This window comes from Micromonospora sp. NPDC005163 (assembly GCF_053599835.1).
On the sequence record NZ_JBSFYP010000116.1, the window covers coordinates 1 to 10,460 of the forward strand.

General features: G+C 68.3%; 9 protein-coding genes and 2 pseudogenes. 5 read left to right on the forward strand and 6 right to left on the reverse strand.

Annotated features, from left to right (window positions below; translation table 11 throughout):
- Nucleotides 1-96 precede the first annotated feature (96 nt).
- Nucleotides 97-1,380 carry an IS701 family transposase gene (locus ACWD6N_RS36380; protein ID WP_450006531.1) on the reverse strand — a complete coding sequence of 428 codons (1,284 nt, stop codon included), beginning with the start codon at nt 1,378-1,380 and terminating at the stop codon, nt 97-99.
- A gap of 248 nt (nt 1,381-1,628) precedes the next feature.
- Between ACWD6N_RS36380 and ACWD6N_RS36385 the strand changes: the two genes are divergently transcribed.
- Entirely contained in the window at nt 1,629-2,840 is a 1,212-nt protein-coding gene (locus ACWD6N_RS36385; protein WP_354968548.1) for an MFS transporter, read from the forward strand.
- Nucleotides 2,841-2,880: 40 nt separating this feature from the next.
- Nucleotides 2,881-3,483 carry an MBL fold metallo-hydrolase gene (locus ACWD6N_RS36390; RefSeq protein WP_450006524.1) on the forward strand — a complete coding sequence of 201 codons (603 nt, stop codon included), beginning with the start codon at nt 2,881-2,883 and terminating at the stop codon, nt 3,481-3,483.
- A 78-nt stretch (nt 3,484-3,561) separates the two neighbouring features.
- Here the strand turns inward: ACWD6N_RS36390 and istA are convergent.
- The 3 genes and pseudogenes from istA to ACWD6N_RS36405 all read right to left on the reverse strand — a co-directional run.
- Nucleotides 3,562-4,485, reverse strand: a pseudogene (gene istA / locus ACWD6N_RS36395) (IS21 family transposase); the annotation flags it as partial.
- A gap of 94 nt (nt 4,486-4,579) precedes the next feature.
- Nucleotides 4,580-5,353 (reverse strand): ISL3 family transposase, encoded by a 774-nt coding sequence (locus ACWD6N_RS36400; protein ID WP_450006533.1) that lies wholly within the window; start codon nt 5,351-5,353, stop codon nt 4,580-4,582.
- A 64-nt stretch (nt 5,354-5,417) separates the two neighbouring features.
- A pseudogene (locus ACWD6N_RS36405) lies at nt 5,418-6,209 on the reverse strand (ISL3 family transposase); the annotation flags it as partial.
- 18 nt (nt 6,210-6,227) lie between these two features.
- Here ACWD6N_RS36405 and ACWD6N_RS36410 point away from each other — a divergent pair.
- The gene (locus ACWD6N_RS36410) at nt 6,228-6,620 is read left to right on the forward strand and encodes a helix-turn-helix domain-containing protein (RefSeq protein ID WP_354968567.1); all 393 of its coding nucleotides are present in this window, start codon (nt 6,228-6,230) and stop codon (nt 6,618-6,620) included.
- Here ACWD6N_RS36410 and ACWD6N_RS36415 read toward each other — a convergent pair.
- Nucleotides 6,520-7,014, reverse strand: coding sequence for a hypothetical protein (locus ACWD6N_RS36415; protein ID WP_354968550.1), 495 nt, complete (start codon nt 7,012-7,014; stop codon nt 6,520-6,522). The two genes, ACWD6N_RS36410 and ACWD6N_RS36415, sit on opposite strands and share 101 nt — an antisense overlap.
- Nucleotides 7,015-7,083: 69 nt before the next feature.
- Between ACWD6N_RS36415 and ACWD6N_RS36420 the strand changes: the two genes are divergently transcribed.
- Nucleotides 7,084-7,524 (forward strand): hypothetical protein, encoded by a 441-nt coding sequence (locus ACWD6N_RS36420; protein WP_450006526.1) that lies wholly within the window; start codon nt 7,084-7,086, stop codon nt 7,522-7,524.
- Nucleotides 7,525-7,916: 392 nt separating this feature from the next.
- On the opposite strand, the gene ACWD6N_RS36425 is transcribed toward ACWD6N_RS36420, so the two are convergent.
- Nucleotides 7,917-9,308 carry an MFS transporter gene (locus ACWD6N_RS36425; protein ID WP_450006527.1) on the reverse strand — a complete coding sequence of 464 codons (1,392 nt, stop codon included), beginning with the start codon at nt 9,306-9,308 and terminating at the stop codon, nt 7,917-7,919.
- A gap of 95 nt (nt 9,309-9,403) precedes the next feature.
- On the opposite strand from ACWD6N_RS36425, the gene ACWD6N_RS36430 reads away from it, so the two are divergent.
- Nucleotides 9,404-9,991 carry a TetR/AcrR family transcriptional regulator gene (locus ACWD6N_RS36430; protein WP_450006529.1) on the forward strand — a complete coding sequence of 196 codons (588 nt, stop codon included), beginning with the start codon at nt 9,404-9,406 and terminating at the stop codon, nt 9,989-9,991.
- The last annotated feature ends 469 nt before the right edge of the window (nt 9,992-10,460 follow it).

Sequence of the window (10,460 nt, forward strand, 5' to 3'; positions counted from 1 at the left end):
GGAGAGAAATTCCTCTTCGCGCGTGGCAATAGTCTTCCTTCCAGACAGGGCAATTCTACTTTGGGGTCCCTGTCCGGAGAACCCGTGGCACCTCAATCATGGCTGGAGTTCGAGGTTGAGGCGTCGGGTGTGATGGGCTCTGCGGGCGCGGAGTTGGTGCTGGCGTCGCCATCCTGACCAGTGCAAACGATGGGTCAGGTGGCGGGCCGGTTCGATGATGATGGTGTTGATCAGGCGGCGGATCTCGTTGACTGTCAGCTCGATCATGGTGTGTCGGGACGGGTCGTCGTCGCGGTCGTGGCTGTCTGCGGCGCAGATCGTCAGGACTGCGAGAGCGGCCAGGGCGAGGGTCGTGAAGCGGTGCCAGGAGTTCCAGTGCCGGACTTGGTGCTGGTCAAGACCGACCTGACTTTTCGCTGCTTGGAAGCCTTCCTCGACGGTCCAGCGGATCCCGGCGACGCGCACGAGCGTGGCGAGGCTGACTGGTTGTGGACTCCAGCAGCGGTAGAAGGCCAGCTCACCGGTGGTGTAGTTCTTGCGGATCAGCAGGCTGTGCCTGCCGTGGTCGCCCGGGTCGGTGTCGGTGGTGACCTCATCGAGCCAGGCCCAGTCGTAGAGGCGAGGGCCTTTCGATCCGGTGCCGGCTGAGCGGCGTTGCCAGGCGGTTGCGGGTAGCCCGGCGGCGATCTGGTCGGCGCGGCAGCGGGCTTTGCCGCCGTCGAGCGGAACCAGGTGATCGCACGAGACGGCCAGGACGTAGCCCAAATTGAGGTCGCGTAACCGGGATCGGAAGCTGCCGCTGTTGCCGTAGGCCTCGTCCGCCGCGACCCACCGGGCGGGCACCGCGGCGTCCAGCGCTGCGGTGATCATGTCCGCAGCCAACTCCCAGCGCTTCGCGAACCCGATGTCATCAGGCACGCCCGCGGCCTCCATCCGGTCGGGGTCATCGGTCCATGACACCGGCAGGTAGAGGCGGCGGTCGATCAGGGTGTGCCCGTGCCGGCCAGCGTAGGTCATGAACACTGCGACCTGGGCGTTCTCGATCCGACCTGCTGTTCCGGTGTATTGACGTTGCACCCCGACCGTGTGGATGCCCTTCTTCAGGTCACCGGTCTCGTCCGGGACCAGCACCGCCTCCGGATCACCGAGCCGTCCGACGATCAGGTCCCGCACGTCGTCACGAACAGCCTCGGCGTCCCAAACCGCCCGATACAGCAACCGCTGCATCGCGTCCGGCCGGGCATGTCCGGCCTGCTCAGCAAGCTGCCAACATGTCTTGATCTCCAACTCGGCCAGCAGCCCGGTCACGAACCCGGCGGCAGCCCGACGCGGTTCCACCCGACCGAAACGGCCCGCGAAACAGCCGAGCACCCCGTCCAGAACACGCTGCCATCCGGCAGCGTCTACGCTGTGACCCGCGGCCACCGCAAGATCCGACTGTTTGTCCACAACATACAGACGATCACGCGGTGGCCGCTCTGCATTCAGCGGCCTGGACCAGGATCCCGAACGGCGGCTGCCGTACTAGCCTCGCCATCCGCATGTCAGCGGCGGTACCGGGTACTTGGCGCCCGAGGAACGGGACTTCACCGTGACGCAGCCGACGTTGACCGCGAGGAGCAATTGAGATGAGCAGCGGCAGCACCCTCCGGCGGGGCCATCTCGGGCCGAACCTCACCCTGTTCCTGCTCGCCTCGATCCTCGTGTCGTTCCTCGCCTCCTCGTTCGCCCCGACCCCCCTCTACTCGACCTACCAGGCGGCCTGGCATTTCTCCCCGATCGTCACCACCGTCGTGTTCGGCGTCTACGCCGTCGCGGTACTCGGCTCGCTGCTGACCGCCGGCAAGCTCTCCGACCATGTCGGGCGGCGGCCGGTCTTGATCGTCGCGATCGCGATCCAGATGATCTCGCTGATCATCTTCATCCTCGCCAACGGTGTACCCACGCTGCTGGCGGCCCGTATCGTGCAAGGGCTCGCGGTCGGCCTCGCCATCGGCGCGATCGGGGCGGCCATGCTGGACGTCAACCGCGCCCGGGGCACGCTCGCCAACTCGATCGCCCCGGGTATCGGGGGCGGCCTCGGCGCCCTCCTCTCGGCGCTTCTCGTCCAGTTCCTGCCCGCACCGACCCGACTGATCTACATCGTCCTGCTGGTGGTCCTGCTGATCCAGGCCGTCGGGGTGGTGCTGATGCCCGAGACGGTCACCGCCAAGCCCGGCGCGGTACGGAGCCTGTTGCCGGAAATCAGCCTGCCCCGCACCGTACGCGGGCCGATGCTGGTGGCCGCTCCGGTGTTCGTCGCCGGGTGGTCGCTGCTGAGCTTCTTCGGCGCCCTCGGTCCGGCGCTCGTCCGCTTACTCGGCCCCACCTCGATCGCGATCGGCGGGGTGGCGATCTTCGTCTTCACCGGCGTCTCGTCCGCCGCCGTCTTCGTGCTGCGCAACGCAACCGCGCGGACCTCGATGCTCACCGGAATCGCCACTCTCATCCTTGGCATGGTCATTACGATGGTCGCGATCGACGCCAACTCCATCGCGGTCTTCTTCGTCGGCGTCGTGCTCGCCGGCATCGGCTTCGGCGGCACCTTCCAGGGCGGTCTCAAGACGGTGATGCCGCTGGTCGAGGCGCACGAACGGGCGAGCGTGCTCTCCCTGATCTACATCATCTGCTATGTGGCCCTCGGCCTGCCCGCCGTCATCGCCGGCTTCCTGGTGGTGCACGGGGGCGGCCTGCGCCGCACCGCGAACGAGTTCACCATCTTCGTTATCGTGCTGGCCGCGATCGCCCTGATCGGCCTGGTCGGGAACGCTCGGAAACGGACCATCCGGGCACCGGGGTGAAGTCGCTGGGGCCCGGCCGGCCGGCGGACCTTAATACAGCATGCGGATCACCAAGTACACCCATGCCTGCGTGCGACTCGAACACGACGGGCGGGTGCTCGTCATCGACCCCGGCATCTGGAGCGAACCGGCCGCCCTGGCCGGCGCCGACGCGGTGCTGGTGACGCATGAACACGCCGACCACGCCGACGTATTACGGCTGGCCGGGCTCGGCGTGCCGGTCTACGCACCGGCCGAGGCGGACCTCCCGCGGCTCGCGGTGACCGGAGTGTCTGCGGGCGAGGAGTTCACCCCGGCCGGGTTCCGGGTACGAGCGGTGGGCGGCCGGCACGCGTTCATCTACGGCGGACAGCCGGACTGCGCCAACCTGGGCTACCTCGTCGAGGACGCGCTCTATCACCCGGGCGACTCACTGCACGTCCCGGAGCAGCCGGTCGAGACGCTCCTGGTGCCGGCGCAGGGCTCATGGCTGAAGCTGGTCGAGGCGATCGACTCCGTCAAGGCGGTCGACCCGCGACGGGCGATCGCCATCCACGACGCCCAACTCAACGAACGCGGTCTCGCCAGCGTCAACGGTTGGCTCGGCGAAAAGGCCGGCGACCGCTACCGCTACCTGACTCCCGGCGAATCGCTCAAGCCCTAGCCTAGACGCCAAGGTGCACACCATGACCGGCAACAGCGACTACACCGTCCGGCAAGCCGCTTACGACCTACGCAAGATCCGAGGCAACCGTGTGGTTTGTCGCCAGCCAACCACCGGCGCGACCGGCGGCAGCGACAGCATCGCGGCCCGGTCGGCGTCCCACCGGTCCACGGGTCGGCAGCCCAACATTCGGTGCTGGCGGTTGTTCGCCCGCACCAACCACTCGGTGAGTTGGGCATTGAAGTCCTGCGGCGAGGCGAACCGGCGGCCGGGCAGGAACGAGGTCTCCAGATAGCCGTTGGCCCGCTCGACCAGGCCCTTGGCCTCCGGGTCCGCCGGCCGGCACTGGATCACCTTGATGCCGAGGGTGCCGCGGAAGGCGTTCATCGCCTCCGTCAACTGCGGCCTGCCGGCCCGCCACTGCCCGACAGCGGACTCGTTGTCCCACACCAACGCCTTGGGCGTCCGGTCCCACCCGGAGATCAGCGTCCAGTGCCCGCCCAGCAGGTCCGCCGACTGCCGGGACGGGATCATCACCGCCGACAGCCACCGCGAATACCCCGACACCATCACCAACACCGGAGGCCTGCCGACCTGCCCGAAGCCCAACGACACGTCCGCCGGCGGGAACCACAGATCACACTGCGCCAGCTCACCCGGCAGATACTCCGTTCGCTGGGCCGGGTCCGGGCGGCGGAACAACGGCCGCAGCTGCTGCACCCGATCGCAGAACACCGTCTTGCCCCGAGTCCAGCCGACCCGTTCCATGATCACCGTCGAGGGCATGTCCGGGAACTCCGCCAACAACGCCCTGATCTGCGGCTCGACCCCGTCCACGATCGAACCCTTCGTCGCCCGCCGATACCGCGGCGGCTCGTCACTGGCCAGGGCCTTCTTCACGGTGTTGCGAGACATCCTCAACCGCCGTGCGATGGCCTGGATCGCCATGCCCTCCGACCGCCGCAGCCGCCGGATCTCCGCCCAGTCCTCCACGCTCAGCACCTCCCGATGCTTCAGGAGATGGTCCCGATTCAGCCGGAACCACGTGGTCAGTTTTCAGGATCTGGCCCACTTTCCGTGATCGGGACTGACCCGGTCAGGCCAGCAGGACTCGCTTGCGGAGCAGGTCGAGGTTGGCGCGGCCATACATCTGTCGTTTGATCATCTTGATGCGGTTGACGTGGCCCTCGACGACGCCGGAGCTGTGGGGAAGGGTCAGACCGTTGAGGACGGCGTCGTAGTCACGGCGTAGGCCGGCGATGAATGAGTGCAGGTCGGGTTGGTCGTCTGCGGTCACGGCAGTGATCCAGGCGTTGAGGCGGTGCCCGCGCCGGCGGGTGAGTATCTCCGCGAACGCGTTGACGTGGTCGGCCAGAGCGTTCAGATGCGGGCAGGCAGCCCGGATCGTGGCGAGGCCCGTGTGGTCCTCGGGGTGCAGCGTGTCGGGGTGACGCAGCAGCCAGGCGGTGATCCGGCGGACCTTCGGCGGCCGGGGCCGGGGCTGGTGGTGGCGTGGCGGCGGCTCGCAGGGGTTGCAGGTAGGTACGCAGGGTGGTGGCACTGCCGCTGTAGCCACGGACGCGGATCTCGGCGAACAGTTCAGTGGCGTTGGTGATGCCATCGTTGAGGCGTTGATGCAGGTAGTCGAGGTGGTCATCGAGGATGCTGGGCCGACCGGCGCGAGGTTTGGCCAGGAGCTCATCGATGCTGCCGGCGCGGGCGAAGCGGCGCACGGTTCCGCGGGCCAGGTCGAGTCGCCGGGTGATCTCCCGGATGCTGTGGCCCTCAGCCCAGAGCGCCTGAACCTGTTCGTAACGGCGCCGGGTCCGAGGCACCAACAGTCCCTGCTCTGCCCGTTGGGCAGTGGCATCGACGGCAACCTGGGTCAGGTCCGCCGTGGCCGTCGGTGCGGGCTGCGGCGGTGCGATGGTGAGGCAGCGGTGGTGGCGGGCGACGGTCTTCTCGACGTGTTCGGCGAGGTTGTGCCACAGATGCCACCGGTCGGCCACCTGGATGGCCTGGGGCGCACCCGTGCGGGCTCCCTCGGCGTAGGCGTTGGCGCGATCTCGGCAGATGACCTGCACGGTCGGATGCTGCCCCAGCCACGTGGCGAGGGTGGCCGCTTCCCGATCGGGTAGCAGGTCGACCGGCCGGCGGGTGTCGACGTCGACCAGCACCGTCGCATAGCGGTGGCCTCGGCGCAGGGCGAAGTCATCCACGCCCACCGCGGTGAGCGTCCGGACCGGCGGGTCGGGCAGGGCGCGGACCAGCCGCAGGACGCTGCTGCGGCTGGTCACCAGGCCGAGGCGGTCGGCCAGCCGGGCACCCGCGCGACCGGCAAGAGCCACCCCGATCTTCTCCAGCGTCTGGCGAAGCAGCGGACTACGCCGTCCATATCTGGAGGTCAACCCGGTGACCTGCTCGGCGAACGTGCGGACCGGGCAGCGCACCGTGTCGCAGAAGAACCGGCGGACCCGTAACCGGATCTCCACCGGCTGGCCAGCCACCGCGGCATCGCTGAGTCGACGTTCGTAGCGGCTATGAACCCGCCGGGCCCGGCGTCCACAACCGGTACACGCCGCACGGCGGGCTCGCGCCCGCGCCCATATCCGCAGGCCAGCCGACTGCCGGTCCACTCGCTCAACCACGACAGGTGCCAGATGAGGCAGGACCGCAACAAGATCAGCCGATCGCACGACGCACCCTACACAGTGGATCCGGCGCACTGATCCGGGTCAGTCCCGATCACGGAAAGTGGGCCAGATCCAGATCCAGTTTTCAGGCGGAGCCGACAACCGGCCGAAGCCGCAGCGCTGCTACGAGTCCCGGAGTCCTGGCTACGCCGCTACGCCGCCCGCCGCCAAATTCCGCGCACCTTGCTCGGCAAGCACCTGCGCTTCTCTGCCGCCGACTTCACCCGCGATCATCACCGCCGCCGCGCAACCCGCCACCGCACGCCGCCGCACCCCTCGACCACAGCACCGCACCAGCGACTTGCCACTACCGTGAAGTCACGCGTCCATAGGCAGGCAGGCGCTACGGGATCGGGGCGGAGGTCTGGTCGGTCGAGGCCGCGGCGGAGAGCATCCGCGCGAACATTTGCGCGGTACGGAGGCCTGCCGCGCCGCTCGCTCTGAATTGGCGGGTGGCCCCGTCAACGCATTCGACGGTCACGGTGACTCGACCGTGGATCGCGTCACTGCGCGCGAAGGTCACATCGGCGGCACTTAGGCTCTCGGCGGGTCGACGCTCGGCGTGCCAGATTTGAACTGCTGCGGCCGTAGCGCCAACGGCGCCGGCAACGACGACAGTCACGGCGGCGCCGATCAGCCACTGCCCAGCTCGTTCGTTCACGGCGTGGGTGACGCCGTTGGAGACCGCCCCAAGAACCATGCAGACCAGCACCGACCCCGCAGACCAGCGCAGCAGACGCCGCCACCGCAACGCGGCCGACGTGATAAAGACCGTCGTACCATCCAGCCTCAGGCTCGCGGTCTCGCCTGAGTCGAGGGCAACGGGGAAAGCCTTCACTCCGTCACAGTATGCCGTGATTGGTCACTCAGGTAGAGAACCATCCGCTTGGGGAGTTATTGTGGCGGCATGTCGGCTTGGCTCAGACCGCCGTGGCTGCTCGGCCACCTGATGATCGGTGTGGCCGCTGCGACATGCCTACGTTTGGGCTGGTGGCAGTGGCACCACGCGCTGCAAGGCAGCGGCCGCAGTTACGGGTACGCATTGCAGTGGCCGCTGTTCGCCGCCTTCGGCGTGTTCTTCTGGACCCGCGTGGTGCGGGAGCGCCTCAGCCGAGCTGCCCGCACGTCTGAGGCTTACACATCTGCGGCAACGGCGACTGTCGGGCTCTCCTGGTCATTTCATCGTAGCGAAACGGACACGGGCCCAGCGGCGCGGCCGACATCGACCGGGACAGCGCAGCACGACGAGGACGACCCGGACGTGGCCGCGTACATGCACAGGCTGCGGTGGCTCAATGCCGACCCGCGTCGGCGCCTATCGGACTATCCCGGCTGCGACGGCTACTGATCCCAGCCGCGACGTCGGCTGGCCGGTTGGACACTGCGGGCAGTCCGGCGAGGCCAGCGCGGCGACGCTGCCGGGCGCCGCGCTGTCGCCCGGGGGCCCACACTGGCAGCGGATCGCGGTCTTGGTAGGCCGCCACGAGTCGGAGCGCCGTTCGGAATCGAGCGGCCGGCACGCCGCATCGGCGGCAGAGCCTGAAAGAACCCGGTCTGCCCCGATACTTAACCAGCTCGCGGCCGGGCGCAGCGCGGCGAACCCACATCCAAAGCAAGAGGCCAAGTCACGTGATGGTGCCAAAACAAGGTGCCGATGGAGGCGCGTCGCCGCTGCGACTGAGTCGGTGTGAGCAGTGTCCCCGGCGAGGATGACAGCCCCGCCGGGGATCACTGCCGAGTTCACTGGCTGGAGCGGGCGTTCGGGGTGAGGATCAAGGCAAGGACAGCCGCGGTGACGGCGATGACGGCGCCGGTGGTGAAGCCGCGTGCGAAGCCGGTTGTGCTGGTGCCAGCGATGCTTGCCGCGGCGACGCTGGATACGACAGCCGCGCCGAGTGAAGCCCCGAATTCGTGGAAGGTGCTGACGATTCCGGATACGAGACCGGCTTCGTGCGGCTGGACCTGCCCGAGCGCGGTAGCGGAGGCGACGACGAAGACCGCGCCGGTGCCGGCGGAGGCGATGCTGACACCTATCACCATGGTCAACGTCCCCTCCCAGAGAGCGGGGATCGCCATGCCGGCTGCCGCGACGAGAAGTCCCAGCACCGCGAGTGCCCGAGCACCCGCACGACCGATGACGCGACCTGCGGAGCTCGCACCGACCATGGTTGCGAGCGCCACGGGAAGGAAGAGCAACCCGGTGCGCAGCGCGCCGTAACCCCGGTGGTCTTGAAGGTAGAACGTTCCGAGGAAAAAGACGCTGATCATCAGAGCGGTCGCGACGAGGATCAGTAGCGTTCCGGCTGCGACGGGTCGACGCAGCAGAAGTCGGACATCCATCAGTGGGCTGGCGGCGAGGCGCTGGCGGGCGACGAACGCTGCGTAGAGAGCCACTGCCGTGCCCAGCAGGATCAGGGTGACCGGCGTGCCCCAGCCTCGGTCTCCGGCCTGGATCAGGGCGTAGATCAGGGACCCGGTAGCGGCTGTTACCAGCACCGCGCCCGGCACATCGAGCCGACCGTCCCCGATCGGCCGAGGCTGCGGCGGAAGCTGAATGCGGAGGGTAAGCAGGAGGACAAGTCCGACGGGAACGTTGATGAAGAACACCCAGGGCCAGCCGGGCCCGGCGGTCAGCAGCCCGCCGAGGAGAACCCCTAGGGCCGCGCCGCCGCCGCCCAGCGCCGACCAGATTCCGAGGGCCTTGTTGCGCTCCTCGCCGTCGAAGATGGTGACGACGAGGGACAGCGCGGCGGGGGAGAGGATCGCCGCGGCCAAGCCTTGTGCGACGCGACCGCCTAGCAGCATAGGACCGTTATTCGCGAGTCCGGCGGTGAGGGACGCGGCGATGAAGAGCAGGAGCCCGGCGAGGACCAGGCGCCGAGCGCCGAACAGGTCGGCGGCGCGCCCGCCGAGCAGCAGCAGTCCGCCGAAGGCGAGGGTGTAGCCGCTGACCACCCAGGTGAGAGCCTCCCGCTCCAGGCCAAGATCTGCGCCCATGTGCGGCAGGGCGATCGCGACAACGGTGACGTCCAGGATGAGCATCAGTTGCGCGACCCCGACGAGTCCCAGGATCTTCCAGCGCTGCGGGTGGGGATGCGGGGATGTGGTGGTGACGGTCACGGGTTGGGCCATGACGGCCAGCCTCCTTCCGTAAGTCGAACAGGGGTGTTTGAGTTGTGGGAGAGATACCATAACCCGAACAGTGCTGTTCGAGTTGAGGAAGTTGCATGTCTCACCCCCCGGCGAAGCCGACCCTCCGAGCCGATGCAAAGCAGAACGTCGCGAAGATCCTGGACGCGGCCGTGGCCTGCCTGAGCCGCAACGCGGACGCGAGCGTGAGCGAGATCGCGAAAACGGCAGGGGTAGGCCGAGTGACGCTCTACGGGCACTTTCCCTCCCGAGAGGCCCTGGTCGACGCCGCGCTGACCCGAGCTATAGCCGATGGGGAACACGTCCTGCAGACGCTCGACCTGACCGGCGACCCCCGTGAGGCCCTAGACGCCCTGATCAGATCCAGCTGGCTGCTGGTCGCCCAGGCGACCGCCGTTCTCGAAGCGGCGCAGACGACGTTGCCGCCCGGACGGGTGCAAGAACTCCACGCCGAACCTGCCCAGCGCGTTGACGTCCTGATCCGCCGCGGCCAGTCAGAAGGGGCCTTCCGAGCCGATCTCCCAGCCAGTTGGCTGACCAGCGTCCTGCACCACGTCATCCACGGCGCGGCCATCGACGTCGCCAAGGGGCGACTGGAAAGCGCAGACGCCGCCCAATTCATCTCCGAGACGATCCTGGCCGCCTACACAAAAGCTGGCGCCTGACGAAGAATCGCCGGGGCCAGGCATTGCCAGCGCCCGCGTCGGACCGCAGCACCGCCGGCCACACCACTCGGCAGAGCAGCTCCCGTCGACGCCCAACTCCTTCCGATGGCGGGGGCATAGGCACCCACCCCGGCGGTCGGCTCCTCGCGGCAAGGGCTTCGACGGCGACTGGGGGTTGCTGAAGGCGCAACTCATCGAAGCTCGGCGGCTGCGCCAAATCGGCCAGCCGGTCCCGACGCGTTGCACGGAAGGCGCCTCGGCGCCGCCAGCGGCGGCCGAGTCGGGTCGTCGACGGTGTCCTGGCGGGCACCCGGGCCCTGGTTGCCGCAGCCGACCGAGCGCCACTAGCGCCGACACTTTGCGGACGAGGTCTAGGGCCTAGGGCGTGTCCTGCCGATCATGGAAGCCAGATGATGGCAGCGATGAGGACGAGGCTGGCTCGGTACAGGGATGCGCGCTTGGCGTAGCG

Excerpts from the sequence above, each read along its gene's own strand:
- ACWD6N_RS36390 (WP_450006524.1), top strand. The coding sequence starts at position 2,881 with ATGCGGATCACCAAGTACACCCATGCCTGCGTGCGACTCGAACACGAC.
- ACWD6N_RS36425 (WP_450006527.1), bottom strand. The coding sequence starts at position 9,308 with ATGGCCCAACCCGTGACCGTCACCACCACATCCCCGCATCCCCACCCG.
- ACWD6N_RS36430 (WP_450006529.1), top strand. The coding sequence starts at position 9,404 with ATGTCTCACCCCCCGGCGAAGCCGACCCTCCGAGCCGATGCAAAGCAG.
- ACWD6N_RS36385 (WP_354968548.1), top strand. The coding sequence starts at position 1,629 with ATGAGCAGCGGCAGCACCCTCCGGCGGGGCCATCTCGGGCCGAACCTC.
- ACWD6N_RS36400 (WP_450006533.1), bottom strand. The coding sequence starts at position 5,353 with ATGCCACTGCCCAACGGGCAGAGCAGGGACTGTTGGTGCCTCGGACCC.
- ACWD6N_RS36420 (WP_450006526.1), top strand. The coding sequence starts at position 7,084 with ATGTCGGCTTGGCTCAGACCGCCGTGGCTGCTCGGCCACCTGATGATC.